Raw genomic sequence first — 25,161 nt, forward strand, 5'->3', positions numbered from 1 at the left:
TGGCGGCGCCGGTCTGGAATGGCCTTGCCGGCGCGCTCGCCGCCCAGGATCGCCGGGCGTCCGGCGACGCGGGGAGTCTGGACCGGACCGAGCAGGACATCCCCATCGGCGTCGTGGCCGCCGTCTCGGCGGTCTGCCTGATCCCCATGGGCGTGCTGATCTTCAACTTCCTGCAGGCCGGGCCGCTGGCGTCCGTCGCGATGCCGCTGACCGCCGCGGCGCTCGCCTACATCGCCATCGCCGGCTTCGCGATCGCCGGCGTCTGCGGCTACATGGCGGGCCTGATCGGCTCGTCGAACAGCCCGGTCTCGGGTCTGGCGATCCTGGCCGTGCTAGGCGCCTCGCTGATCGTCGCGGCCATCGGCGCCGGCGCGGCCCTGGGCGACCCGATGCCCCTGGTGGCCTTCGCCCTCCTCGTCACCGGCACGCTGCTGGCCGTGGCGGTTTCGGCCAACGACAACCTGCAAGACCTCAAGACCGGCCAACTGGTCGACGCCACGCCTTGGCGCCAGCAGGCGTCGCTGGTGGTGGGCGTGATCGCCGGCTCGGCGATGATCCCGCCGGTGCTGGAGCTGCTGAACCGCTCCAACGGTTTCGCCGGCTCCCCCATGGCGGGCATCTCGGACGACCCCCTGCCCGCGCCGCAGGCGACGCTGATCTCCACCATCGCCAAGGGCGTCATCGGCGGCCAGCTCGACTGGGGCCTGATCGGTGTCGGCGCTCTGGTTGGCGTGGGTCTGATCGTCATCGACGAGCTGCTCCGCCGCACGAAGCGCTACAGCCTGCCGCCCCTGGGCGTGGGCATGGCCATCTACCTGCCGGCCACCCTGACCCTGCCGGTCGTGGTGGGCGCGGTCGCCGGCTGGCTCTACGACCGCCGCGTGGCCGGCCGTTCCGACGGCGAGGCGGCCAAGCGGCTGGGCGTGCTGGTCGTCTCGGGCCTGATCGTCGGTGAGAGCCTGTTCAACGTCGCGCTCGCCGGCCTGATCGTGGCCACCAACTCGGGCGCGCCCCTGGCCCTCGTCCCGGAAGGCTTCGCGCCCGCCCCGGTGCTGGCGCTCGCGGGCTACCTCGGCGTGATGGCCCTCCTCTACGCGTGGGCCGGGAGGCGACGAGCCTAGAAATCCGCCGCCAGGGTCACCTGCACCCGCCGCTGGGCCAGGGGCGTGAAGACGCCCGAGCCGTTGGTGCGGAAGCCGTTCTTGTTGAAGACGTTGAACACCTGCACCCGCAGGGTGGCCGGCGCCTCGCCCACCTGGAAGCGGTAGCGCGCGCCGAGGTCCAGGGTGGTCCGGCCCGGGATCTGTACGTTGTTGGCGCTGCTTGTCTCGCGCTTGCTGAGGTTGATCACGGTAGCGTTGACGGACACGCGCTCAGCGAACGGCAGCTGATAGTCGGCGCCGATCACGACCAGGCGCTTGACCTGGGCCGCCGGGATCTTGCCGATCCGCCCGGCGTCCACCTCCTCGCCCACCACGCGCGGCCGCATCAGCACCGCGCCGGCCACGAGGTTCAGGCCCTTGGCGACCTCGCCCGAGAGCGACATTTCCACGCCCTTGTGCCGCTCCTCGCCCAGCTCGCGGAAGACGCTGGCCTGGTCGAGGTTGTAGTAGGGCTTGCGGACGTCGAAGACGCCGGCCACCAGCTTCACCTGCGGGGTCAGCGCGTAGCGGAAGCCGGCGTCGACCTGCTTCGTGCGGATGGCCGGCGGGGCGGTGTCCTTGTTGACGGCGTTGTCCGGGGCGACGCCGCCCTCCTCCAGGCCCTTGGTGTAGCCGGCGTAAAACGCCAGCCGTTCGGTGGCCTTCAACGCCACCGCGACGTTCGGCAGCCAGGCGTCGTCGCGGCCCTTGTGCTCGGCGCCGCCCGGCTCCGTGACGGTCTTGCGGTAGCGCGTCCGCTGCAGCCCGCCGCTGACCTCGAGCCGGTCCCAGCGGCCCTGGTAGGCGAGCGCGCCGGTCCACTGGCTGACCTTGTCGTGGGTCAGCGGGCCGAAGGTGAAGGTGGGCTCGGGAAGGCGGACCACCTCGCCAACCTGGGCCCGACCGAAGTCGGCGACGTCCGAACCGCCGAAGCGCCGGTCCTGGTCGCGGCCGCGGCCGATCAGGTGGATCGTGTGCCGGCGCGGGCCCTCGGCAAAGGCGTAGGACAGCCGCGCCTCGCCCGAGGTTGAGGCGAACCGCTGCTTCGGGTCGGCGATGATGATGTGGTCGGCTATGCCGGCCTGGTCGGTGTTGAGGTAGAGGTCCGCGAAGCCGCGGTCGGCCGCGAACACCGAGCGGAACAGGCCGCCCTTGAAGGTCCAGCCGTGGCCCAGGCCGGCGGTGGTCACGACGCCGTAGTTGGTCCCGACGTTCTCGTTGTCAGTCCAGTCCTGGCCGAAGAAGCGACCGCGCTTGAACTTGGGCGGCAGGTGGGCGCCGGACACGAAGATCAGCGGCACGGCCTCGGAGCTCGTGGCCTCGTAGCGGTCGTAGAAGGGGATGATCTCGATACGGTCGGTCGGCCGCCACTGAGCGGCGATCGACAGCGACAGGTCGCGCTCGCTGTTGCCGTACTCGAACGCGAACTTCTGGTAGCTCGCGCCCAGCGCCAGGCCCAGCTTGCCCTCGACGAGCGGCAGCTTGGCGTTCACTTCGCCGAGGTAGCCGTCGAAAGGCCCATACGAGCCCAGGACGCTGATCACCCGCTTGTCGCCGACACGCACCAGCTCGTAGTCGACGATCCCGGTCGGCGCCGGCAGCGGATAGCCCTGGGCCGAGATGCCCACGCGCATCGTCTGGCTGGGCGCGATCAGCGCCGCGAGGTCGGTCTGCCGGTCGAAGTACAAGCCGTCCAGCCGCACGTTGCCGGCATCGATGGCGCTGAAGCCGCGCACCTCGACGGGACGATAGAGCCCGATGTTCTCGGTCCCCACGCTGGTCCCGAAGGCGTCCTCGGCCGACTTGACCGCATTGTCGTCGGCGCGCTGGGCCCAAGCGGGTCCCGCCAGCAGCGCGGCGGCCATCGCGGCGTAAGCGATACGCATGTCTGATCCCCTGTCCGTTCCGCCTCTCGACGTCGCCGTCAGGGGTGGCGGGCGAACGTCAGCGCGAGCCGCGAAGGATCGTCAAAGCCGCGTCAAAAGCGACCCGGATGGCTCATTTCGGCAGCGGCGGAAGGCCCAAGAGCGCGCGTTGGCGGTTGACGGCGCTATCGAGCTCGGCCTGGATCGTGGCGAGCCGGGGGTCGCCGCGCAGGCTGCGGAAGGCGACCCGGTCCTCGAGCCTGCGCACAGGCGCCCAGGACATCTCGATCCAGTTCGTCCGGGCCGCCAGGCCCAGCAGGTCCAGGGCCCTGTCCTTATCGCCGGTCAACGCCGCGACGCTGGCGCGGTCGTAGGCGACGTGGGCGGCGGTCATTCCCGTCTTCTCGTCCGCGTCCAGGCGACGCGCCAGGGCCGCGGCCAGCCGCCCCGCCTCGTCCGTCCGTCCGGCGTCGGTCAGGGCGGCGATCAGGACCGGGCCCGCGGCCAGCGCCTTCTGTGGGGCGCGGCCGTTGAAGTCCTCGACGCTCGCGAACTCGGCGTCGAACAGCTGCAGCAGCAGCGCGCCCTCGCCGCCCCTCACGAGCCCTTCGGCGAACGCCCAGTAGCCGGGTTCCACATGCCAGAAGCCGGAACCCAGGCGGCGGGCCTCCCGGGCAAGGCCGGCGAGGTCTCCCCGCAGCGACAGCCGCGCGATCGTCTCGCCGGGCAGAAGCGCGCGCGCCGCCCGCTCGTTCTCGCCCAGAAGGGCCCAGGCCTCGGCCAGCGACAGGGTGAGCGTCCGCTCGCCCGGCCAGCGCTGCGCCGCCCGCTCCGCCAGCCGCAGGAAGTCGGCCAGCCGGCCCTCCTGCTCGGCCAGCTTCGCCTGCACACGCGCGGTCGCGAACGGATCGGTGGAGATGCGCTCGAAGCGCTCGACCACGGCGCGCGCCTCGGCCTCACGCCCCATGAAGCTGAACTGGCCGACCAGGTGCTCGATCGAGAGCCACATCAAGGGGTCGAGGGCGGCCGCCCGCTGGTACTCGGCGAGCGCGTCGGCCTCGCGGCCCACGGCCGAGTAGGCCTGCGCCAGCCAGCGGTGGAAATCGGGCCGCTGCGGGTCCAAGGCCACGGCCCGCTGATGGAAGGGCAGCGACTGGGCGTCGCTCACCGAGATGAGGCCATAGGCCGCGTAGGCCTCGCCCAGCTCGGGCGCGAGCTCCAGGGCGCGGCGGGCATAGCGGCGGGCCTCGGCCTGGGCCTCGACGATCGGCGTCACGCCATAGGTGCTGGGGTGGTTCGAGAGGAAGATCGTCACCTGGGCGAGGCTCGCAAACGCGGGCGCGAAGTCAGGGTCCAGGGCGGCGGCCTCCAGCAACAGGCGGCGCGATTCGAGCAGCGCTTGGCCCCTCCGTTCGCGGGCCAGGCTGCGGGCTTGCAGGTAGCGGTCGTACACCTCGGGCGTGGTCCGCAGGTGCGGGTTCGGCCGCGGGGCGATCCGCGCCCCCAGCCGCTCGGCCACCGCGGCGGCCAGCTCGTTCTGGACCGCGAAGATGTCGTCGGCCGGACGCTGGTAGCGGCGGCTCCAGATCACCCGGCCGTCACGCACGCGCACCAGCCGCGCCGTCACGTCGGTGCGCTGGCCGGCCGCCACCGTCTCGCCCTGCAGGAGGTAGTCCACGCCCAGGCGGCGGGCGGCGCGTACCGGGTCGACTCCCAGCTGCCGGGCCGTGGCGCTCCCCACCACCTGGAGCTCGGGATCGCGGCCCAGCAGGTCCAGCACCGCCTCGGAAACGCCCGCCCCGAAGTAGGGTTCACGCGCGTCGCCAGCCTTGAACGGCAGCACCGCCAATGACGGCGACGCCGGCGCGGGCAGGTATCGCGACCAGCCCCAGACGCCGGCGAGCGCCAGCAGGAGCGCGGCGACGCCCGCAATCAGCCAGGGCCAGAGGCGCCGGCGCGTCGTGACCGCGACAACCGTCGTGGATCGCTCACTCGCCTGGCCGTCGGGCTCGGCGACGGGCCCGGCGTGCGCCGGGGCCTGTAGCAGCGCGACGGTCTCCGGCGCGGGCTCGGCGTCCAGCTCTTCCTTCAGCCGGCGCGCGAAGCGGTCGAAGCGGCGGCGCAGCGCCGACAGGTCCCCTACGCCGCGATCGGCGGCAAGGCCCAGACGTACCGCCGGCTCGTTCAGGCCGTCGACGCCCTCCAGCGCGTCGGCCAGCTTGCGGATCTCGGCGAAGCGCCCGTCGGCCAACGCGGTCTCGCCAGCCTCGACGGCCACGCCCAGCAGGGTTTCCAAGGTCTGGCGCCGCTCCCAGCTCAGCCATTCCTCGAAATCGCCGCCGGCGCCCTCCAGGTCCGACAGCAGGTCGAGCTGAGCGCGCGACAGCGCCTCGGTGAGCCCGGTGACGTCGCCGCCGCTCGCGAGGGCCACGATGCGGTCGACGTCGAGCTCGAACCCGTCGGACGCGGCTTCGACCTCGTCGCGCTTCACGATCAGCAGCGGATGCGGCCCGCTCGCCAGGTCCCGCAGCTCGTAGAGCGCCTGACGCAGGCTGGCCTTCGCCTGCTCGTCGGCACGGTCCGCCCAGCAGAGGGCCGCCAGCCGCTCGCGGGTCCAGGGTTTGCGCGTGACCAGGAGGAAGGCCAGCAGGGCGCGGGTCTTCCGGGCTCGGGGCGTGGCGTCCGAGCCGTCGGGCGCGGTGACGCGGAACCCACCCAGCACCTTCACCCGGTGCGGTTGGGCGCCCGCCCGCAGCAGCGGCACAACCCGCGCCGTCTCCGCCATCTCGACCTTTCGAACTCGCCCCGGCGCACGGTAGCCGGTCTCGCGGACGACGAAAAACGCAGAAATTCGGGTTCGGCGCTAGGCCGCGCGACGGCGCTGCAGTTCGGCGATCAGCGCCGCGTCGCGGCCGTAGATGTCGCGCCGCCGCTCGAGGCCGCCGGCTTCGGGCGCGAGGGTGAAGTAGACCACGTAGACCGGCACGGGCCGTGGCAGGTCCAGGCGCGCGTCGTCGCCCGCCGGCGGGTGGTCGGCCGCCGGGCCGATCAGGCGGCGCGCCAGCCGCTGGGCGTCCTCCAGCCGGATACAGCCGTGGCTCAGCGTCCGCTGGTCGCGCTCGAACAGCTGCTTGCCGGGCGTGTCGTGCAGATAGATGCCGAGCCGGTTGGGCAGCATAAGCTTCACCTGGCCAAGAATGTTCGCCTCGCCGGGGCGCCGCCGCATGCGCAGGGTGCGGTGGCCGGTGGCGACGGCCGACCAGTCCACGCTCGCCGGGTCCAGCAGAGAGGCCTGCGGCGTCCAATCGGAGAGCACCTCCATCTCCTCGCTGTCGAGATAGGCGACGCCTTCGCGCAGGACCCGGGGCGCGATCTCGTCGCGGACGATGTCGACGGGCACGTTCCAGTAGGGCTGGTAGTTGGCATAGCGGATCAGGCCCGCCAGCGGTGGCGTCGGATCGCGCCGCGTGCCCACCACCACCTTCATAGTGTCGGCGACCTCGCCGTCCTCGTACAGCCAGAGGCGTTGGGCGGCGGCGTCGACGACGACATGGCGCGCGCCCGGTGCGGCGGGCAGGGCGCGGGCGCGGTCCATGTTCGCCAGGATCAGGGGACGCAGCGGATCGTCCTCACCGCGGCGGACGAGTTCCGCGCGCAGGGCGTCGTAGGTCGGGTGCATCCGTCCGGCAGCCTCGAAGCCGTGCTCGAAGACGCTGGCCAGCGCCGCGGCAGGCGTCACCGGCGGCCCCTTCAGGGTCGGATCCCAGAACGCCATCTGCGCCTGCGACGAGGGTCGGTGGAGGTCCGCGAGGTAGACCGCGGCGACCCGCGAGAGCGCCAGTTCGGCGCGCGCCAGATCGGCGGGCTCGCCGGACTCGGCGGCGGCGATCGCCACCCGCAACAGGTCCGGCCGATAGGCTTCGGGCCGCAGCCCATCGTCGGCCGCACGCTCGATCCGCGCGACCAGGCCCCGCGCCTCGGGCCGGACAACGCCGTCCGCCACCCACAACAGGCGATAGCCGTGACGGCGGTAGGCTTCAGCGATCTCGGCCCGCGCCTCGCGCGCCAGGACGGCCCGTAACGGATCAACCGGCCGAACTGCGGCCGGCGGTCCACTCAGGAGGCTTGTGGGCGCAGCCGGCGCGACGGCCCCCGCAAGGACCGCCGCGCCGGCCAGGGCGGCGAGCGCCCAGTGCTGGGTTTCGCCCGGCGCCTTGGCCTCAGCGGCCGCGTGACTCAGCCCCGCTCGCCCGCCGTGGTGGTGGCCGTGTCGGTGGCGGCGGTGTCGGCGCTTTGCGCGTTGACGGAGGTGTCCGCGGGCGCCGCGGGCTGGTTCGACGGGGTCTGGTAGGTCTGGGCGATGGCCACGGTGGCGGCCAGGGCGAACGCACCGGCGGCGCCGGCGATCAGGGTCTTCCGGTTCATCTACAGGTCTCCCTCGTCCCGTTCGCGCGGGACGGGCGGATAACCAATCCGTGAGCGCCGACGTTCCGCCCGGCGACAATTCCTTGCCTGTTCCCGCTGCTGACAGCGTGGTGTCAGCAGCCCTCACGCGCGCGATGACGCAGGGGCTTTGTTCCCTCTACGTTCCTGTGTTACGTCTGAGTCCCGTCACCTACATTAGGCGGTCTCGCGGGAGGACCCTTCCGCGGGCCCTCCGTGTTTCCGGGACCGTATGGCTGACCAGCACAATCACATCCGCGTTCGCGGCGCGCGCGAACACAATCTGAAGGACGTCAACGTCGACATCCCGCGCGGCGAGCTCGTGGTGATCACCGGGCTCAGTGGCTCGGGCAAGAGCTCGCTGGCGTTCGATACGATCTATGCAGAAGGACAGCGGCGCTACGTCGAAAGCCTGTCGGCCTACGCGCGCCAGTTCCTGGAGCTGATGAGCAAGCCGGACGTGGACCTCATCGAGGGCCTGTCGCCAGCCATCTCCATCGAGCAGAAAACCACCAGCCGCAACCCGCGCTCCACGGTCGGCACCGTGACCGAGATCCACGACTACATGCGCCTGCTCTGGGCGCGGGTCGGGATCCCCTACTCGCCCGCCACCGGTCTGCCGATCGAGAGCCAGACCATCTCGATGATGGTGGACAAGCTCAACGCCCTGCCCGAAGGCACGCGCCTCAACCTGCTGGCGCCCGTCGTGCGCGGCCGCAAGGGCGAGTACCGCAAGGAGTTCGCCGAGTGGCAAAAGGCCGGCTTCCAGCGGGTCAAGGTCAACGGCGCGCTGATGCTGATCGAGGACGCGCCCGTGCTCGACAAGAAGTTCAAGCACGACATCGACATCGTCGTGGACCGTATCGTCACCAGGGCCGGCCAGGAGCAGCGCTACGCCGACAGCCTGGCGACGGCGCTGAAGCTGGCCGAAGGCATCGCCGTGGCCGAGTGGGCGGACATGGCCGAAGGCGAGACCGAGCCGAAGCGACTGCTCTTCTCCGAGAAGTTCGCCTGCCCGGTGTCGGGCTTCACGATCAGCGAGATCGAGCCCCGGCTGTTCTCGTTCAACAACCCCTACGGCGCCTGCCCGGTGTGCGACGGCCTGGGGGCGAAGCTCGCCTTCGACCCCGACATGATCGTGCCCGACAAGGACAAGAGCCTGCACAAGGGCGCGATCTCCCCGTGGGCCAAGGGGCCCTCGCCGCTCTACACCCAGACGCTGCAGGCGCTCAGCCGCCACTACGGCTTCTCGATGGACGAGCCCTTCTGGAAGCTGCCCGACCAGGCCAAGCAGGTGGTGCTCTACGGCTCGGGCGACGAGAAGATCCGGTTCATCTACGACGACAACGCCCGCAAGTACGAGGTCAACAAGACCTTCGAGGGCGTGCTGCCGAACCTCGAGCGCCGCTGGCGCGAGACGGACTCATCGTGGGTCCGCGAGGAGCTGGGCCGCTACCAGTCCGAGACGCCCTGCCTGGCTTGCGAAGGCTATCGCCTGAAGCCCGAGAGCCTGGCGGTGAAGATCGCGGGCCAGCACATCGGCGAGGTCTCGCGGCTTGCGATCAAGAGCGCCCAGGCCTGGTTCGAGGACCTCGAAAGCCAGCTCACCGAAAAGCAGCTCGAGATCGGCCGTCGGATCCTCAAGGAGATCAACGACCGCCTGCGCTTCCTGGTCAACGTCGGGCTGGACTACCTCAACCTCAGCCGTAACTCGGGGACCCTCTCGGGCGGCGAGAGTCAGCGCATCCGCCTGGCCAGCCAGATCGGCTCCGGCCTGACCGGCGTGCTGTACGTCCTGGACGAGCCGTCCATCGGACTGCACCAGCGCGACAACGCCCGCCTGCTGGTCAGCCTCAAGGGCCTGCGCGACCTCGGCAATTCCGTGCTGGTCGTCGAGCATGACGAGGAGGCGATCATGACCGCCGACTACGTCATCGACATGGGCCCGGCCGCCGGGGTGCATGGCGGCGAGATCATCGCCCAGGGAACGGCCCAGGACATCATGGCCAACCCCGATAGCATCACGGGCCAGTACCTGATCGGGACCCGCGAGATCGCCGTGCCCGACGAGCGCCGCCCGATCTCGAAGAAGAAGGTGCTTCGGGTCGTCGGCGCCACCGGCAACAACCTGAAGACCGTCACCGCCGAGATCCCGGTGGGAACCTTCACCTGCATCACCGGCGTCAGCGGCGGCGGCAAGTCCACCTTCACCGTCGAGACGCTCTACAAGGCCGCGGCGCGGCGGCTGCACAACGCGTCGGACGCACCCGCTCCGCACGAGCGGATCGAGGGGCTGGAGCACTTCGACAAGGTCATCGACATCGACCAGTCGCCGATCGGCCGCACGCCGCGCTCAAACCCGGCCACCTACACCGGCGCCTTCCAGCCTATCCGCGACTGGTTCGCGGGCCTGCCCGAGGCCAAGGCGCGCGGCTACGGCCCGGGGCGCTTCAGCTTCAACGTCAAGGGCGGCCGCTGCGAGGCCTGCCAGGGCGACGGGCTGATCAAGATCGAGATGCACTTTCTGCCGGACGTCTACGTCACCTGCGATGTCTGTCACGGCAAGCGCTACAATCGCGAGACGCTCGAGGTCCTGTTCAAGGGCAAGAGCATCTCGGACGTGCTGGACATGACCGTCGAGGAGGCCGCCGAGTTCTTCAAGGCGGTGCCGGTGCTGCGCGAGAAGATGCAGACGCTGAAGCGCGTGGGCCTGGGCTATGTGAAGGTCGGCCAGTCCTCGACCACCCTGTCGGGCGGCGAGGCGCAGCGGGTGAAACTGTCCAAGGAGCTGTCCCGCCGCGCCACCGGCAAGACCCTCTACATCCTGGACGAGCCCACGACCGGCCTGCACTTCGAGGACACCAAGAAGCTCCTGGAGGTGCTCCATGAGCTGGCCGATCAGGGCAACACGGTCGTCGTCATCGAGCACAACCTCGACGTCGTGAAGACCGCCGACTGGATCGTCGACTTCGGCCCCGAAGGCGGCGATGGCGGCGGCGAGATCGTCGCCCAGGGCTCGCCCGAGGACGTCGCCAACAACCCCCGCAGCTGGACCGGCCGCTACCTCCACGAACTCCTGGAACGCCACCGCGCACGCAAGGGCGAGCGGAAGAAGAAGCTGGTCAGCGCGTAGGGGGCGCAACCTCCTCCGCCGAGCGGAGTTGACCATCGCCAGCATCTGCAGGAGGCGACGATGGGCATCTTCAGTTCGATCATGGACCGGATCTTCCACCGCAAGCGGGCGCCCTCCGCCGCGGACCATGGGAGCCCGGCCGCGTCGGCGGCTCCGCAGGCCGCGCCCGCCGCCCGGGCCGCGCCGCCGCCGGCCCCGGTGGACGTCGAGGAGGTCCTGACGGAGCTGGCCGCAGAGAAGGGTGGCGGGGGCAACTGGCGCACGTCGATCGTGGATCTCCTGAAGCTCCTCGACCTCGACTCCAGCCTCGAGGCGCGCAAGGAGCTCGCCTCAGAGCTCGGCGTGAACGCCGGTGCGCATGGCAGCCCCGAGCAGAATATGGCGCTCATCAAGGCCGTCTGGACGTCGCTGGAGAAGAACGGCGGCAAGGTCCCGGCCTCGCTCCGCGACTGACGGATCGCCTTGCATTCAAACGCACGTTTGAACTAGCGTCCTCCCCAACCACGAGGGGAGAATTTCATGAAGCTCTATGGCGCGCCGATGCCGGCGCCGAATCCGCGGCGCGTGCGCATCTTCCTGGCCGAGAAGGGCATCGAGCTCCCCGAGACGCCGGTCGACATCATGAAGCGCGAGCACAAGAGCGAGGAGCACCGGGCGCGCAACTCGCTGGGCCAGGTGCCGACGCTGGAGCTGGACGACGGGACCTGCATCTCCGAGACCGTCGCCATCTGCCGCTACTTCGACGAGGTCCAGCCCGACCCGCCGCTGTTCGGCAAGACGCCGGCCGAGAAAGCGCTGGTCGACATGTGGGTCCGGCGCATGGAGTTCACGGTCATGGGCCCGGTCGGCCAGTACTGGCGCCACGCGCACCCGTTTACGGCGCGCCTGCTCAACCAGTTCAAGGACTTCGGCGAGTCCAACAGGGAGCACTACCAGGGCGCCCAGAAGTGGCTGGACCGCGAGCTGGACGGCAAGCCGTTCGTGGCGGGCGAGGCCTACAGCATGGCCGACATCTGCCTGCTCTCGACGGTGGACTTCGCGACCTGGATCGGCCTGCCGCTGGAGCCGGAGTTCGCCAACCTGAAGGTCTGGCACGACCGCGTCAGCGACCGGCCCAGCGCGGGGGCCTAGATGTCGGCGGCAGGCACGGGCGCGAGCTCGCCCTTGCCCGTCAGCTCCCGGTACGCCCAGGCGCCCGGGGCTGCGATCACGGCGTAATAGACGGCCGTGAAGACACTCCCGACGACCATGTAGGCGATCATGAACGGGTTCAGGTAGGTGCTTAGCTTGGTCTCGTCCGGCCGGAAAATCTGCGACAGCTCGGCGAGCGAGCCGCCGGTGAGCAGGACCACGACGCCGGCCAACATGAAGAACAGCGTCAGGGCCAGGATTGAGACGACCACGACACAGCAGATCGCGAGCATATAGGCTCCCAGCAATCGCCAGAACTGGCCCTTGGTCACCTCCCAAGAATCCAGGATCGCCAGCCGGCCCTTGTCGAAGGTGATGACCGGGGCCAGCGACATGCGCACCAGGATGTAGAAGAACAGGCCGAGCATGAAGAGCTCGGACACCGAGAGTACGAATGCGAACGCCGTCTGGCCGAACACCGAGGCCACGAAGGCGACGATGCCGATCGCGAGCTGGGCCACGGCCAGGAACATCACGCCGAGCACGACGTAGATCAGGGTCAGCGCCATCAGCCGCAATTCGTCCTTGCCGAGGCGCAGGTAGCTGAACTTGCCGTCGGCAGGCGTCAGGATGATCCGATAGACGGCGGCGGCCATCACGCACTGGACCGCGAGGCCGAAAGCCAGGATCGGCGAGAGGACCGTGAGCGCCGACATCAGCGCGTCGACGTCAGGTGTCTGGCTGGGGTCCGTCTGCAGGGACTCCAGCGCGTCACGGGCCTCCTTGGGCAGGTTGACCGTGATGAGGACGCTGGCGACGTTCACGAGGAAACAGAACGCCGTCCACGCCATGAGCGCCTTCGGCCGTTCCCGCGTGATCCGAAACCCTTCGAGCGCGGCGTCCGTCGCCGAAAACCCTGTCATCCTCGTCCCTTCGTCCCCGCGCACCAACGGGGAGCCCTTATTGCCGCGCACCGGCTTGGCCGTGCAAGGCCTCGCAAGGCCCCGCTCGCGATCCCGTCAGATCGTTGCTAGGACGTCACGCATGTCCATAACCCCTATCCACGTGATCGGTGGCGGCCTGGCCGGTTCGGAAGCCGCCTGGCAGATCGCGAGCGCCGGCGTTCCCGTAGTCCTGCACGAGATGCGGCCGGTGCGCGGCACCGACGCCCACCAGACCGACCAGCTGGCCGAACTGGTCTGCTCCAACTCGTTCCGCGCCGACGACTGGGCCGGCAACGCCGTGGGCCTGCTGCACGCCGAGATGCGCGCGCTGTCGTCGATCATCATGGCCTGCGGCGACGCCCACCAGGTCCCGGCCGGCGGCGCGCTCGCCGTTGACCGCGATGGCTTCGCCCAAGCCGTCACCGCGCGCCTGGAAGCCCACCCGCTGGTGACCATCGCCCGTGGCGAGGTGGCCGGCCTGCCGCCCGCCGAGTGGGATAGCGTGATCGTGGCCACGGGCCCCCTCACCTCGCCCGCGCTCTCCGAGGCGATCCTGCAGCTCACCGGCGAGGGGCAGCTGTCGTTCTTCGACGCCATCGCGCCCATCGTAAACTTCGAGAGCGTCGACATGGACGTGGCGTGGCGCCAGTCGCGCTACGACAAGGAAGGCCCCGGCGGCGACGCGGCGGCCTACATCAACTGCCCGATGGACCAGGCGCAGTACGAGGCCTTCATCGACGCGCTGCTCGCGGGGCCGAAGTCCGAGTTCAAGGAGTGGGAGAACGTCCCCTACTTCGACGGCTGCCTGCCGATCGAGGTGATGGCCGAGCGCGGCCGCGAGACGCTGCGCCACGGGCCGATGAAGCCGGTGGGCCTGACCAACGCGCACAAGCCGGACCAGAAGCCCTGGGCCGTCGTGCAGCTGCGGCAGGACAATGCGCTGGGCACGCTCTGGAACATGGTGGGCTTCCAGACCAAGCTGAAGCACGGCGCCCAGAGCGAGATCTTCCGCACCATCCCGGGGCTGGAGAAGGCCGTATTCGCCCGCCTGGGCGGCCTGCACCGCAACACCTTCATCAACTCGCCGCGCCTGCTGGACCGCGGCCTGCGCCTGAAGGCCCAGCCGCGCCTGCGCTTCGCCGGCCAGGTGACGGGCGTGGAGGGCTATGTGGAGAGCGCCGCGGTGGGCCTCCTGGCCGGCCGCTTCGCCGCCGCCGAACGCCTGGGCCAACCAATCGACCCGCCGCCGCCCACGACCGCGCTGGGCGCTCTCATCGGCCACATCACGGGCGGCCACCTGGACGGCGGCGCGGGCTCGTTCCAGCCGATGAACATCAACTACGGCCTCCTGCCGCCCATCGCCCCGCCCAAGCGCGACGCGGAGGGCCGCCGGCTGGGCTCCAAGGAGAAGACCCGGCTCAAGAAGCGGCTCATGGGCGAGCGCGCATTGTCCGACCTCAAGGGCTGGGCCGAGGGTTCGCGGGCGCTGGAGCCGGCCTGACTTCCCTCCCTTAATGGGGAGGGACAGACCGCGAAGCGGTCAGGGTGGGGAGTTCTGGGCGAGAACTCCCACGCCTGCGCTTGATCCCCACTTCCCCACACTGCTCGCCTGTGGCGAGCTGTCCCTCCCCATTAAGGAGGGAGGAATGTCCCGCACGACCGCCCTGCTCGGCTCGGCTCTGTTCCTGGCGCTCGCGCCCGGGACGATCGCCGGACTCATCCCGTGGCTCTTCGTCGGCTGGCCGGCGCCGATCCCCAACGCGGCGCTGGCGATGGTGGGCGGCCTGGTCATGGCGCTGGGTGCGGTGTTGCTGGTCGAGTGCTTCACCCGGTTCGCCCTGCAGGGCCTTGGCACGCCCGCGCCCGTCGCGCCGCCGCAGCGGCTCGTCGTGAGCGGGGCCTACCGCCACGTCCGCAATCCGATGTACGTAGCCGTGGTCTCACTGATCCTGGGCCAGGCGGCGCTGTTCGCGAGCCTGCCGCTCCTGATCTACGGCGCGGTCGTCTGGGCCGGTTTCCACGCCTTCGTGCTGGGCTACGAGGAGCCGACGCTGCGCCGCCAGTTCCCGCAGGACTACGCCGCCTTCTGCGCCGCCGTCCCGCGTTGGATTCCTAGGCTCACGCCCTGGCGCGGCTAGATCCGCCCGCGCGCCACGGCCCAGGTGAGGCGCAGACGCTTGCCGAATTCGGAGCCAGCTGGGTGCAAGGCCAGCGCCGCGTGGGCCACGGCGGGAAACGCCCCAGGGCTGAGCATCTTCGCTTCGGCCCGAGCCGGCGCGGCCAGACGTGCGATCAGCGCGGGCTCGCGTCGGCCGAGCGCCCAGACGGCGCCGCCCAGAACGGCGCGCTCAGGCGCGCCGGCCGGGTCGAGCACGCGCACGGCGGTCTCGGCCGCGCGGCCGGCCGTGTCGCGCGCCCATGCCAGCGCCTCGTCGTCGCCCATCGGCGTGGCGTCGAGTTCGCGATAGCGGGCGTCGATCATCGCCTCCAGCGGCCCGCGCGGCAGGCCGTGGCGGCCCACCACGTCGGCCAGCGCCTGCGCCGTCGGGTGGTGGCGCACGTGTCGGCCCGCGTAGACCTCGTCCAGCACCTCGCGCCACCAGGTCAGCCGGATCTCGCCCAGCAGCGGGTTGCTGGCGACCTTGGGTGCGCGGGCCAGCTCATGGTCGTAGGCGTAGATCGCGACCACGTCGGCGCGCAGCCCCGCATCCCCGATGAACCGGCTGGAGAGCCAGCGGTCCGGGTCCACGCGGCGGACCAGGTCGTCGAGATCGTCGCTCATCATCGCTTCAACGAAAAAGGCCCGCCGGCGAGGCGGGCCTTTCCGTAGCTCGGGTCCTGCCTCAGCCGTACAGCGTCTGCGTCATGGTCATGGCCGTCAGCATCGGGATCGACAGCAGCATGTTGGTCCGCGAGAACAGCATGGCGGTGCGGCCCGCCTTGGCCTTCGCGTCGGCGTCGGCTTCGACGATGCCGAGGGCGATCTTCTGGTTCGGCCAGATGAACACCCAGACGTTGATGAACATGATGATCGCCAGCCATATGCCGAGGCCCAGTAGCGTGAAGCCCTGATCGCTGACCGCGTAGCCGTTGTAGAGGCCCATCGTCAGCGCCTCGTGCGCGTAGTCGACACCGCGGGTGTAGGCCACGATCAGGCCCATCAGCACCGTGAACAGCGCCGCCCAGCGGAACCAGAACAGCGCCTCGGGCGCGATGTACTTGGAAACCGCCGGCTTCAGCTCGGCGGGGATTTCCGGCATTTTCCGGATCTGGACGAAGTTGAAGTAGTAGAGCAGCCCGATCCAGAGGATGCCGAAGAAGGTGTGCAGCCACCGGAACACGGCCTGCCAGAACGCCACGTCCGTCCCTTGCGGGCTCTGGGAATAGGCTCCGACCATCACCAGCGCGAGGATCACGCTGAGGATCACGGTATTGCGGAAGTTGGAGAGTAGTCCGGCCATCTAGTTGCCCTCTGAGTCCCTGCCCTGGGGCAGGAGGTATAGGGCCATTCGTTTCAGGCTGGAAGCGACAGGACTTACGGCGTCAGACCGCGATCAGCGCGGCCGCCAGCCGGCGGCCCTCGGAGGTGAGCAGGTTGTAGAGCCGCGCCGCCGCCGGCGTGTCCATGAACTCCAGCCCGATGCCCGCCGCGCGCAGGCCGTCGCGGATTTCCCGCGGAGGCAGCGCGTTGCGCGCGCCTGTGCCCAGCAGCACGAACTCGACGTCCGCCGCGCCGGCGTCGAGCACCGGCGCGAGGTCGGCGAGCGTCAACTCGGACATCGCCGCCACACGCCAGGACCGCGGCTCGTCGTTCAGGATCAGCACCGAGCCGTCGTGGCGCTCCCCGGCGAGGCGGAAGCCGCCACCGCCGTAGGCGTCGATACTCGGGGCGTTCCGCGCCATGGCGCTGGCTAGGGCCTGACGTCGGCCGGCTTCAGCGGCTCGGCTTCCTCGCCACGCTTCACGCCCAGCCACATCAGGACCGGCGCGGCGACAAAGAACGACGAGTAGGTGCCGACCACGATCCCGAAGATCATGGCGATCGAGAAGCCGAACAGCGCTTCGCCGCCGTAGGCCGCCAGCACGCCCAGCGCCATCAGGCCGGTCACGCCGGTGATCGCCGTCCGCGACAGGGTCTCGTTGATCGACAGGTCGATGACCTCGGAGATCGGCATCCGCTTGTACTTGCGCAGGTTCTCGCGGACCCGGTCGAGCACGACGACGGTGTCGTTCACCGAGTAGCCGATGATGGTCAGGATCGCCGCCACGGTGTTCAGCGAGAACTCCATGCCGGTGACGGCAAAGAGCCCAAAGGTGAGGAGCACGTCGTGTAGCAGGGCCACCGCGGCGCCCACCCCGAAGGTGAGGCCGAACCGGAACCAGATGTAGACCATCATCATCCCGATCCCGAGCGCGAGCGCCAGGACACCGTTCCGGAACAGTTCGCCCGACACCTTCGGGCCGACCACCTCGGTGCGCTTGAACTCCATGGGCCCGATGGCCTGGACCAGCGCCTGCTTGGCGCCCTCGACGGCGACAGCCGGAGCCTGGCCCTCGGGCGTCTCGAAGCGGACGAGCACGTCGGTGGCGCTGCCGAAGGCCTGCACCTGCACGTCGCCGAGCCGGCGCGCGTTCAGGGTTTCGCGGATCTCGCCCAGGTCGGCCGGCGTCTTGGTGGTGAGCTCGAGCAGCGTGCCGCCCCGGAAGTCGACGCCGCAGTTCAGGCCCGCGCAGGGCGGCGTCAGCGGGTAGAGCGTCAGGACGACGGCCGCGAGCGTCGCCGCCAGCGACACGGCCGCGTAGACCTTCGCGAACCGCATGAACCGGAAGTTCGTCTTGACCGGCAGCAGCTTGATGAACGGCCACCATTTGGAGGGAGACTTGGTCATCTTGCGGCTCACTCGATAGGCAGGATCTTGGGTCGCGCGACGCGCAGCCACAGCGCCAGCAGCACCTGGGTGACCAGCACGGCCGTGAACACCGAGGTGAACACGCCGATGGCCAGGGTCCAGGCGAAGCCTTTCACCGGGCCGGCGCCCAGGCTGAACATGATCAGGGCGGCGCCCAGGTGGGTGATGTTGGCGTCGAAGATGGTCAGCATGGCGCGGTTGAAGCCCGCGTCCATGGCGCTGATGAGCGAGCGGCCGGCGCGGACTTCCTCACGCATGCGCTCGTAGATCAGCACGTTGGCGTCGACGGCCACGGCCAAGGTCAGGATCAGGCCGGCGATGCCGGGCAGGGTCAGGGTGGCCTGGGTCATCGACATCGCCGCGACGACCAGGATGCCGTTCACCAGCAGCGCGATGATCGAGACGCCGCCGAACAGCAGGCCGTAGGCCAGCACCATGAACAGCAGGACCAGCACGAAGGCGCCGATGGCCGAGATCTGGCCGGCTGCGATGGCGTCGGCCCCCAGCTCGGCGCCCACCGTGCGCTGTTCCTCGACGTTCAAGGTCGTCGGCAGCGCGCCGGCCCGCAGCACCAGCGCGAGGTCGTTCGCGGTCTCGGTCGTGAAGTTGCCGCTGATCTGGCCGCTGCCGCCCGTGATCGGCTCGTTGATGTTCGGAGCCGAGATGTATTTGCCGTCCAGGACAATGGCGAACGGCTTGCCCACGTTGCGGGTGGTCACCTCGCCGAACCGCCGAGTGCCCACGCCGTTGAGGCGGAAGTTGACGTTGGGCTGACCCGACAACTGGTCGAAGCCGGCCTGAGCGTCGGTCAACATCTCGCCGGTGATCAGGGCGCGGCGGTCCACGACCAACGGCGGGTCGCCGGGCGTCTCGCCCTGGATCAGCATCTTGCCCGGCGGCACGCGCCCGGCCATGGCCGCGGCCACGTCGGCGTTCACGTCCACGAGGTGGAAAGTCAGCTTGGCGGTCTTGCCGATGACCGCCTTCAGCCGCTCGGGGTCGCTCTCGCCGGCGGCGGCGACAACGATGCGGTTCGCGCCCTGCGCCTGAATGGTCGGCTCGCGGGTGCCGAGTTCGTCGATCCGGCGGCGGACGATCTCGATGGACTGTTCCACCGCCCGCTTGGCTTCGGCCTCGAAGGCGCCCTGCACGAAAGTGAGGCGCAGTTGCTGGCCCTGGACCTGGACGTTCGTGTCCCGGCCGCCGTTGGCCATCGTGGCGCCGATGCTGTTGCGCAGCAGCTTGGCCGCCGCCTCCACCTGGGCCGGATCGACGATGTCGACGCTCACGCCGCCGTTCACCACGCCCAGGCTGGCAAAGCCGATCTGCTCCTCGCGGAGCTGCGTACGGACGTCCTCGACCATGTTGCTGAGGCGCTCGGCGCGCAGTGCGTCCGTGTCGACCTCCAGGAGGAGATACGAGCCCCCCTGCAGGTCGAGGCCCAGGTTGAGGGTGTTCTTGGGCATGAAGCCCGGCAGGTTGTCCCGCACGCTCGGCGGCAGGGCGTTCGGGATTGCGAACAGCAACCCGAGCACCACCGACAGGATGACGAGGACGACCTTCCAGCGAGAGAGGGAAACCATCGGAAGGCGGGACCTGTGAACCTAGGCTTTGGAATCGTTGGCCGGGGCGGGCTCGCCGCGCGACCGGACGTCGGAGATCATCGACTTGACGACCTTCACAGTCACGCCGCTGGCGATCTCGACGCCCACTTCGGCTTCCTCGACGCGCACGACCTTGCCGACCATGCCGGAGGAGAGCACCACCGTGTCGCCGCGCTTCAGGGCCGACAGCATCGCCTGGTGCTGCTTCATCCGGCGCTGCTGCGGCCGGATCATCAGGAAGTAGAACAGCACGACCAGAGCCACGAGCGGCAGGAACTGCAGCAGCATGGCCTCGGGACCGCCCGCGGCGGCGCCGCCGGCGGCTTGGGCGTAGGCAGGGGTGGCGAACATGGCCTCTCCGAAAATGCGCAGGCGGGCGCCTCGTCCATGTGGGGGCCCGCGAAGTCGGCGGAAGCTATGCGCAGAGCCCTGCTTTTGCAATGGAACCCGGGCGTGTGTTAGGCGCGCCGGTATGGACAGCGATCCGACGCCGCTTCTGACCCGCATCGCCGAGGCGCTGGAGCGCCTCGCGCCGCCGGCCCGGGCGGCCGTGAGCTTCGAGCGCGCGCGCCTCTTCCGGCACGATCCGCAGACCGGCGCCTTCCATGCCGCCCCGAACTACCCGCTCGCGCTGGACACCCTCGTGGGCGTCGACCGCCAGAAGGCGCGGTTCGTCGAGAACCTGGAGCGCTTCGCCCGCGGCCTCCCCTACAACCACGCCCTGCTCTGGGGCGTCCGCGGCACGGGCAAGAGCTCGCTGGCCAAGGCCGCGTTCATGGCCGTGTCCGACGCGGCGCCGGCGCTGAAGCTGGTGGAGGTCGACCGCGACCAGGTCACGGGACTGCCGGCGCTGTTCGACGGACTCCGCGGGCGCGACGAGCGGTTCGTCGTGCTGTGCGACGATCTGTCGTTCGAGGAAGGCGCGGCGGCGGCCAAGGCGTTGAAGTCGGCGCTGGAAGGCGGCGTGTCCGGGCCGCCGGCCAACGTGCTGTTCGTGGCCACGTCCAACCGCCGCCACCTGATGCCGCGCGGCCACCAGGAGGACCGCGGCCTCGTGGCCGCCGCCGAGGACGCCGAGGAGGAGGTCAGCGTCTCCGACCGCTTCGGCCTGTGGATCGGCTTCCCACCAATGGATCAGGCGACGTACCTGGCGGCGGTGAACGCCTACGCCGTGCGGTTCGACCTCAAGGTCCCCGAGCTCGAGCGGCGGGCGCTGCAGTGGTCGCAACTGCGCGGCGCGCGCTCGGGCCGCGTCGCCTGGCAGTTCATCCGCGACCTCGCCGGCGAACTCGGCAAGCCCCTCCCCCTCTAGGGGAAGGCGCTCTATTTCGGTAGCACCAGCGCCGGATCCACGGGCCGCGCGCGTTCCTGCGGCGTGGGCGCGTAACGGACCTCGAAGTGCAGTTGCGGCTCGGAAACGCCGCCGGACGTGCCCGCCTGGCCAATCTGCTGACCCTGGGTGACCTTCTGCTGCATACGCACGTCCACACGGCTGAGGTGGCCATAGGCGGTCACCCAGCCGTCGGCGTGCTTAATCAGCACCAGGTTGCCGAAGCCCGGCACCTGATCGCCCGCATAGACCACGTCGCCCGAGGCCGCGGCGCGCACGGCGTCGCCGGCGTTGGCGCGGATGTTCAGGCCGTCGTTGCGCGGGCCCTGGCCACGGCCGCCGAAGCCCGAGATCACCTGGCCCTGCAACGGCCAGACGAACAGGCCGCGGCCCATCTCGCTGATCTGGGCGTCCGAGACCGGCGGCGAGGCCACGGGCGCGCCGGGCACTGGGCCGGTCCGCGGATAGGGCGTGGTCCCGGGCGCGGTCGTGGGAGGCCGGTAGGGTTGCGGGGCGCCGGGCAGCGTGACGACGGGCGGGCGCGGACGCTGGGCGGGCGGCGGTTCGGCGACCGTGGGCGGGGGCGGTTGCGTCACCGGAGTCTCGGGCACGCGGGTGGTGGTCGTCAGCGGACCGCGGTCGCGGTAGCCGGGTGGCAGGCGCAGGCGGCGGCCCGGCGCCACGCTCGCGCCCCGACGCAGACCGTTGGCGCTGCGCAGCTCAGCCTCGGTGACGCTGAACCGGCGCGCGATCTCCGAGATGGTGTCGCCCCGACCCACCACATAGGCCCTGGCTTTCGTCCCGGGCCCACGGATCGTCTGGCCAGGCTGCAGGCGGTAGGGCCGCTTCAGCTTGTTGATCCGCGCCAGTTCGGCGACGTTGCTGTCGAGGCGGTTGGCGACGCGCTCGAGGTTGTCGCCCTTCCTCACCTTGTAGGACCGGCCGGGGATGTCGATGGTCACGACGCGGCCCGTCACCTGGCGGTCGGTCACAACGCGCTCGCCCGGACGCGCCGGCGGCTCGGGCTCGTCGGCCTGGGGCTGGTCGCGGCGCGCGGCGGCGTTGGCCATGCGCTCGGCGAGCGCGGCGTCCTCGTCGGGGGCCTCGGCGCGCTCCTCGGCCTCGGCGCCCCCCGGCAGCTTCAGCTTGCGGCCTGGGATCAGCGAGGCGTTGCGGCCCATGCCGTTCGCCCGGCGCAGCGCCTCGACCGTCGTGCCGTTGCGCTGGGCGATCGCGAACAGGGTGTCGCCGCGACGGACCGTGTAGGTCCCACCGCTGGTCGAGGCGCCGGCGGAAGCCCGCGAAGCGCGCGACGTGGCGGCGGCCTTCGGCGCCTTCGGGTTCTTCAGGACCTGGCCGGGCTGCAGCCGGTAGGGCCGCTTCAGGCCGTTCAGGCGCGCCAGGTCGTCGATCTCGGTCCCGAGCCGGTTGGCGATCTCGGCCAGGGTGTCGCCCCGGCGCACGGTGTAGGTGGCCGCGGGGCCCCGCGACCGGCTGCGCTGGAAGGCGTCTTCGCCCGGCGCGACCACGGCGCCCTCGGCCTCGGCGATGGCCTCCGCCACGGCGGGCGCAGCGACCGTTGCGGCGGCGGGCGGCAGGTCCAGGAGGACAACCTCGGCGGGCTCCGCGGACGGCGCCTCGGCCAGCGCCTGCGGCGGCGAGCTCGCGGCCGGGGGCAGCTGAACGCGCGGCGGCTGGCCCGGCGGCGTGGAGGCGCAGGCGGTCAGCGCCGTGCCGGCGAGCAGGATCAGGGCCGTGCGTTCGAACAGGTGAGGCATCGCCGCTCCGGGACAGTTCGCAGAATCAAGCGGGGCGTGAGGGGGGATGATGGTCGTGAGCCGGCGCCCCCGCCAACCCGCAAACCGAACACGAAAAGGTCAGAGCTCCTTGGCCACGCCATCCAGGAGCGGCACGAAGCGGACGTCGATAAGGTCCTCCACGGTGAACCCACCATGCCCGTCGCCGGTGTAGCGGCGCAGGACCTGGACCGGGCCCTTCCCGATCGGCGCCACCAGGACGCCCGTCGGTTTCAGCTGCGAAAGCAAAGCCTTCGGCTCTCCCGGCGCCGCCGCCGTGACCATAATGCGGTCAAAAGGCGCCTGCTCGGGCCAGCCCTCCCCGCCGTCGCCGAAGCGGGTGATCACGTTGGTCAGACCCAACGATTTGAAGCGGCCCTCGGCCTCCTTCATCAGCGTCCGGTAGCGTTCGACCGTGTAGACCAGCCGGGCCAGCTTCGAGAGGATCGTGGTCTGGTAGCCGCTGCCGGTGCCGATCTCGAGCACCCGGTCGCGTTTGTCGATCTGCAGCGCCTGGGTCATCAGGCCCACGATGAACGGCTGGCTGATGGTCTGGCCGCAGGCGATAGGCAGGGCCGAATCCTCGAACGCCCGCTCCTTGAAGAGCTCCTGGGTGAACAGAGGCCTGGGCGTCGTCTCGATAGCCGACAGCACCTTGGGATCGGTCACCCCCTGGCTGCGCAACGCCAGGATCAGGCGCGCCATGCGGGTTTCGGGCGTGTCTTCGGGCGCCGTCATGTCAAACCTTCGGCGGGACGCCGCCCAGCTTGCCTTTCAGGTCGTGGACCGTGGCGGCATGCGTGAGATCAATGTGCAGAGGGGTCACCGAGATTCGCCCGTCGTAAAGGGCGCGCAGGTCGGTGCCCTCGGGTGGACTCGAGCGGAGCTGGCGGAAACCCACCCAGTAGTAGTCGCGGCCGCGCAGGTCGGAGCGCTTCTCGGCGTGGCGGATCTGGAAGTCGCGGAAGCCCTGGCGGGTGACCTCGACCTCCTTGATGTTGTCCACCTCCCCGTTCGGGAAGTTGACGTTCAGCACCACGTCCGACGGCCAGCCGATCTCGACCAGCCGCTTGATGATCCCCGGCCCGAAGGCCTCGGCCGGCGCGAAGCTGGTCCCGGGCTCGTAGAAGCCCATCTGCGAGAGCGCGATCGACGGCACGCCCAGCGCCATGCCCTCGATGGCGCCCGCGACGGTCCCCGACATGGTCACGTCCTCGGCGAGGTTCGCACCGCGGTTCACGCCGGAGAGCACGAGGTCGGGCTTCTTGCCGGGGATCAGCTCGTTGATCCCCAGCATCACGCAGTCGGTGGGCGTGCCGGTGGTGGCGAAGCGGCGGTCCGAGAGCGTGCGCACGCGGATCGGATCGGCCAGGGTCAGCGCCCGGCTGGCGCCGGACTGCTCATACTCGGGGGCCACCACCCAGACGTCGTCCGACAGCTTGGCCGCGATCCGCCCCAGCGCCTCCAGCCCATCGGCGTGGATGCCGTCGTCGTTGGTGAGGAGGATCCTCAACCCTCACCCCCGATGTGGGTCATCCCCGGCAGGTAGCGGTGCAGGGCCTGCGGGATGGCGATCCGGCCGCCCTCGTCCTGGTAGTTCTCCATGATCGCCACCAGGGTGCGGCCCACCGCGAGGCCCGAGCCGTTCAGCGTATGGAGGAAGCGGGTGCCCTTCTCGCCGGCCTTCTTGGTGCGGGCGTCCATGCGCCGGGCCTGGAAGTCGCCGCAGTTCGAGCACGAGCTGATCTCGCGGTACTTGCCCTGGCTGGGCAGCCAGACCTCCAGGTCGTAGGTCTTGCGCGCGCCGAATCCCATGTCGCCGGTGCACAGCAGCACCGTACGGAACGGCAGCTCCAGGCGCTTCAGCACCGTCTCGGCGCAGCCGACCATCCGCTCGTGCTCCTCCTCGGACGTCTCGGGCGCGACGATCGAGACGAGCTCCACCTTGTTGAACTGGTGCTGGCGGATCATGCCGCGCGTGTCGCGGCCCGAGGCGCCGGCCTCCGAGCGGAAGCAGGGCGTCAGCGCCGTCACGCGCAGAGGCAGCTCCTCCTCGGCCACGATCTGGTCCATGACCAGGGCGGCCAGCGACATCTCCGAGGTGGAGATCAGCCAGCGGCCGTCGGTGGTCCGGAACAGGTCCTCGGCAAACTTCGGCAGCTTGTCCGTGCCGTAGGCGGCCGCGTCGTTGACCAGCAGCGGCGGCGCCACCTCGAGGTAGCCGTGTTCCTGGGTCTGCAGGTCCAGCATGAACTGGCCGATGGCGCGCTCGAGCCGCGCGAGCTGGCCCTTCAGGACCACGAAGCGTGCGCCGCTCATCCGCGCGGCCGCCTCGAAGTCCAGCAGGCCCAGGGCTTCCCCGATATCGACGTGGTCCTTCGGGTTCGCGATCGCGGAGGGCTCGCCCCAGCGGCGGACCTCGACGTTGTCGTGCTCGTCGGCGCCCTGCGGCACGTCCGGGAGCGGGATGTTCGGCAGCGCCGCCAGGATGGTCCGCAGCGCCTCGCCGGATGCGCGCTCGGTCTCGGTGTGCTCCTCCAGCGTCTTCTTCAGCACCTCCACGTGCGCCATGAGGCGCGTGACCTCCGCCTCGTCCTTCTGGGCCTTGGCCTGGCCGATCTTCTTGGAGGCTTCGTTGCGCTCGGCCTGGGCGGCCTGCCCCGCCGTCTGGGCGGCGCGCAGCTTCGCGTCCAGCTCCAGGATCTCGGCCACCTTCCCGGACGAGCCCTTCGCCGCCCACGCCTTCTCGTAAAGCTCGGGGGTTTCGCGAATGGCTCGGATGTCGTGCATGGGCGCCGCTAGGGGATGAGGAAGCGGTTTCTCTAGAGCGCGTCGGGAAGCGGGCCAACCCCCCACCCCTCAT

22 protein-coding genes are annotated in these 25,161 nt (G+C 70.3%); 7 read left to right on the plus strand and 15 right to left on the minus strand.

All coding sequences use genetic code 11. The annotated features are described in order from the left end of the window. Positions 1 to 1,121, plus strand: a 1,121-nt coding sequence (locus VGD44_RS00575; RefSeq protein WP_331082774.1) for an OPT family oligopeptide transporter, incomplete at its 5' end; no start/stop codon positions are given. Here the strand turns inward: VGD44_RS00575 and VGD44_RS00580 are convergent. The 4 genes from VGD44_RS00580 to VGD44_RS00595 form a co-directional block, all read right to left on the minus strand. Next, entirely contained in the window at positions 1,118 to 3,028 is a 1,911-nt protein-coding gene (locus VGD44_RS00580; protein WP_331082776.1) for a TonB-dependent receptor domain-containing protein, read from the minus strand. The genes VGD44_RS00575 and VGD44_RS00580 overlap by 4 nt on opposite strands. Before the next feature lie 112 nt (positions 3,029 to 3,140). Further along, positions 3,141 to 5,792 carry a BTAD domain-containing putative transcriptional regulator gene (locus VGD44_RS00585; RefSeq protein WP_331082777.1) on the minus strand — a complete coding sequence of 884 codons (2,652 nt, stop codon included), beginning with the start codon at positions 5,790 to 5,792 and terminating at the stop codon, positions 3,141 to 3,143. 78 nt (positions 5,793 to 5,870) lie between these two features. Beyond that, positions 5,871 to 7,247, minus strand: a complete 1,377-nt coding sequence (locus tag VGD44_RS00590) for a L,D-transpeptidase family protein (RefSeq protein WP_331082870.1) — start codon at positions 7,245 to 7,247, stop codon at positions 5,871 to 5,873. After that, on the minus strand, positions 7,244 to 7,432 hold the full coding sequence (locus tag VGD44_RS00595; protein ID WP_331082872.1) for a hypothetical protein: 189 nt from the start codon (positions 7,430 to 7,432) through the stop codon (positions 7,244 to 7,246). Before VGD44_RS00595 ends, VGD44_RS00590 begins: the two co-directional genes overlap by 4 nt. A gap of 250 nt (positions 7,433 to 7,682) precedes the next feature. Between VGD44_RS00595 and uvrA the strand changes: the two genes are divergently transcribed. From uvrA to VGD44_RS00610, 3 genes are all read left to right on the plus strand, one after another. After that, positions 7,683 to 10,583: an excinuclease ABC subunit UvrA gene (gene uvrA, locus VGD44_RS00600; protein WP_331082779.1), complete on the plus strand. Its 2,901-nt coding sequence runs from the start codon at positions 7,683 to 7,685 to the stop codon at positions 10,581 to 10,583. Positions 10,584 to 10,643: 60 nt separating this feature from the next. Continuing rightward, the gene (locus tag VGD44_RS00605) at positions 10,644 to 11,036 is read left to right on the plus strand and encodes a DUF3597 family protein (RefSeq protein ID WP_331082781.1); all 393 of its coding nucleotides are present in this window, start codon (positions 10,644 to 10,646) and stop codon (positions 11,034 to 11,036) included. 66 nt (positions 11,037 to 11,102) lie between these two features. Beyond that, positions 11,103 to 11,714 (plus strand): glutathione S-transferase family protein, encoded by a 612-nt coding sequence (locus VGD44_RS00610; protein ID WP_331082783.1) that lies wholly within the window; start codon positions 11,103 to 11,105, stop codon positions 11,712 to 11,714. Here the strand turns inward: VGD44_RS00610 and VGD44_RS00615 are convergent. Continuing rightward, positions 11,711 to 12,565 carry a hypothetical protein gene (locus tag VGD44_RS00615; RefSeq protein ID WP_331082785.1) on the minus strand — a complete coding sequence of 285 codons (855 nt, stop codon included), beginning with the start codon at positions 12,563 to 12,565 and terminating at the stop codon, positions 11,711 to 11,713. The genes VGD44_RS00610 and VGD44_RS00615 overlap by 4 nt on opposite strands. Positions 12,566 to 12,758: 193 nt before the next feature. On the opposite strand from VGD44_RS00615, the gene trmFO reads away from it, so the two are divergent. Together trmFO and VGD44_RS00625 are read left to right on the plus strand one after the other, a co-directional pair. Further along, positions 12,759 to 14,159, plus strand: coding sequence for a methylenetetrahydrofolate--tRNA-(uracil(54)-C(5))-methyltransferase (FADH(2)-oxidizing) TrmFO (gene trmFO / locus VGD44_RS00620; protein WP_331082787.1), 1,401 nt, complete (start codon positions 12,759 to 12,761; stop codon positions 14,157 to 14,159). Between the two features lie 145 nt (positions 14,160 to 14,304). Beyond that, positions 14,305 to 14,796 carry an isoprenylcysteine carboxylmethyltransferase family protein gene (locus VGD44_RS00625; protein WP_331082789.1) on the plus strand — a complete coding sequence of 164 codons (492 nt, stop codon included), beginning with the start codon at positions 14,305 to 14,307 and terminating at the stop codon, positions 14,794 to 14,796. Here the strand turns inward: VGD44_RS00625 and VGD44_RS00630 are convergent. The 6 genes from VGD44_RS00630 to yajC form a co-directional block, all read right to left on the minus strand. Continuing rightward, the gene (locus VGD44_RS00630) at positions 14,793 to 15,440 is read right to left on the minus strand and encodes a squalene/phytoene synthase family protein (protein WP_331082791.1); all 648 of its coding nucleotides are present in this window, start codon (positions 15,438 to 15,440) and stop codon (positions 14,793 to 14,795) included. The two genes, VGD44_RS00625 and VGD44_RS00630, sit on opposite strands and share 4 nt — an antisense overlap. A gap of 61 nt (positions 15,441 to 15,501) precedes the next feature. After that, complete coding sequence (locus tag VGD44_RS00635) at positions 15,502 to 16,119, minus strand: urate hydroxylase PuuD (protein ID WP_331082793.1); 618 nt, start codon at positions 16,117 to 16,119, stop codon at positions 15,502 to 15,504. Between the two features lie 82 nt (positions 16,120 to 16,201). Then, complete coding sequence (locus VGD44_RS00640) at positions 16,202 to 16,561, minus strand: Mth938-like domain-containing protein (protein ID WP_331082795.1); 360 nt, start codon at positions 16,559 to 16,561, stop codon at positions 16,202 to 16,204. An 8-nt stretch (positions 16,562 to 16,569) separates the two neighbouring features. Then, the gene (secF, locus tag VGD44_RS00645; protein ID WP_331082797.1) at positions 16,570 to 17,547 is read right to left on the minus strand and encodes a protein translocase subunit SecF; all 978 of its coding nucleotides are present in this window, start codon (positions 17,545 to 17,547) and stop codon (positions 16,570 to 16,572) included. Positions 17,548 to 17,555: 8 nt separating this feature from the next. After that, the gene (gene secD, locus VGD44_RS00650; RefSeq protein WP_331082799.1) at positions 17,556 to 19,151 is read right to left on the minus strand and encodes a protein translocase subunit SecD; all 1,596 of its coding nucleotides are present in this window, start codon (positions 19,149 to 19,151) and stop codon (positions 17,556 to 17,558) included. Between the two features lie 21 nt (positions 19,152 to 19,172). Further along, entirely contained in the window at positions 19,173 to 19,523 is a 351-nt protein-coding gene (yajC, locus tag VGD44_RS00655; protein ID WP_331082802.1) for a preprotein translocase subunit YajC, read from the minus strand. Positions 19,524 to 19,644: 121 nt separating this feature from the next. Between yajC and VGD44_RS00660 the strand changes: the two genes are divergently transcribed. Then, positions 19,645 to 20,484: an ATP-binding protein gene (locus tag VGD44_RS00660; protein ID WP_331082804.1), complete on the plus strand. Its 840-nt coding sequence runs from the start codon at positions 19,645 to 19,647 to the stop codon at positions 20,482 to 20,484. Between the two features lie 11 nt (positions 20,485 to 20,495). On the opposite strand, the gene VGD44_RS00665 is transcribed toward VGD44_RS00660, so the two are convergent. The 4 genes from VGD44_RS00665 to serS all read right to left on the minus strand — a co-directional run bounded on the left by VGD44_RS00665 (position 20,496) and on the right by serS (position 25,088). Beyond that, positions 20,496 to 22,280, minus strand: a complete 1,785-nt coding sequence (locus tag VGD44_RS00665; protein WP_331082806.1) for a LysM peptidoglycan-binding domain-containing protein — start codon at positions 22,278 to 22,280, stop codon at positions 20,496 to 20,498. Positions 22,281 to 22,379: 99 nt separating this feature from the next. Then, positions 22,380 to 23,036, minus strand: a complete 657-nt coding sequence (locus VGD44_RS00670) for a protein-L-isoaspartate(D-aspartate) O-methyltransferase (RefSeq protein ID WP_331082808.1) — start codon at positions 23,034 to 23,036, stop codon at positions 22,380 to 22,382. Position 23,037: 1 nt separating this feature from the next. Next, on the minus strand, positions 23,038 to 23,811 hold the full coding sequence (gene surE, locus VGD44_RS00675; protein WP_331082810.1) for a 5'/3'-nucleotidase SurE: 774 nt from the start codon (positions 23,809 to 23,811) through the stop codon (positions 23,038 to 23,040). Next, the gene (serS, locus tag VGD44_RS00680) at positions 23,808 to 25,088 is read right to left on the minus strand and encodes a serine--tRNA ligase (protein WP_331082812.1); all 1,281 of its coding nucleotides are present in this window, start codon (positions 25,086 to 25,088) and stop codon (positions 23,808 to 23,810) included. The genes surE and serS overlap by 4 nt, the downstream gene beginning before the upstream one ends. Positions 25,089 to 25,161 lie beyond the last annotated feature (73 nt).

It is taken from the genome of Phenylobacterium sp., assembly GCF_036402295.1.
GTDB lineage: Bacteria > Pseudomonadota > Alphaproteobacteria > Caulobacterales > Caulobacteraceae > Phenylobacterium.